The sequence below is a fragment of the Bacillus sp. JJ1503 genome (genome assembly GCF_036965125.1).
Classification (GTDB): Bacteria; Bacillota; Bacilli; order Bacillales; family Cytobacillaceae; genus Cytobacillus.
This window is the reverse complement of sequence record NZ_JBALOZ010000064.1, coordinates 1-725: the sequence shown is the minus strand read 5'-3', so window position 1 is coordinate 725 and position 725 is coordinate 1. Positions and strand designations below refer to the sequence as shown.

Below are 725 nucleotides of genomic sequence, written 5' to 3'. Positions count from 1 at the left end.
CCAGTTTGCATACATACAACAAGAGGTTTTCCGAAAAATAAATTTGTAAACACAATCCCAAAATCATAGCGTGTTAGTTCAGTAGTAAAACCAACAAATCGGACCTTCACATTTTCATGCTCATCATAGAGCTTTTCAAATAGATCCATATTACTCCTCCTTTAATTTTAATATTTAGAATATTATTATAATTTAAATTCAGTTGCATTACAAGGTTTTTGTGAAAAATCTTTGTTAAAGCTGTTATTCGTTTTTATTCAGTGCTAGAATGAAAGGGAAAGTATTTATGAATAATGGGGGGATGGATGTTGGCAAGTAACGCATACATAAAACTCGTGCCTTCATCAGAAAAAGAACATATTACGACAGATGAAGTAAAAGAATTATTTCAATACTATAAAGCCATTACTGCGAAAACAGGTGACCAAGTTGATTGGAAGTACAATGAAGCTGCTTTTCCATATGAAATAAAAGAAAAACCCGAGGGAAAAGGGAAATGGTTCTATCTGCACTCCAACAATGACAGGTATCACACAATTTTACTAGGAATAGACCAAGAAACAATTCGGAACGAAGATGGATCCGATCGGGAACAATCATATATTCAAGTAACGTTGCCGGAATCAGCTACATTCGGCGATAAAGGGAAAGCTAACGAGTTTTGCCGCTATTTAGCAAAGAAGCTAAAAGGCGAATTGCATTTATTCAATGGAAGAGTTATGTAT

General features: G+C 34.3%; 2 protein-coding genes. One reads left to right on the top strand and one right to left on the bottom strand.

What is annotated here, in order from left to right; translation table 11 throughout:
* Nucleotides 1–149: SAV0927 family protein (locus V7149_RS06040; protein ID WP_335344762.1), on the bottom strand; the 149-nt coding region annotated here is incomplete at its 3' end.
* A 159-nt stretch (nt 150–308) separates the two neighbouring features.
* On the opposite strand from V7149_RS06040, the gene V7149_RS06035 reads away from it, so the two are divergent.
* On the top strand, nt 309–725 hold a 417-nt coding region (locus tag V7149_RS06035; protein ID WP_335344761.1), incomplete at its 3' end, for a DUF1885 family protein.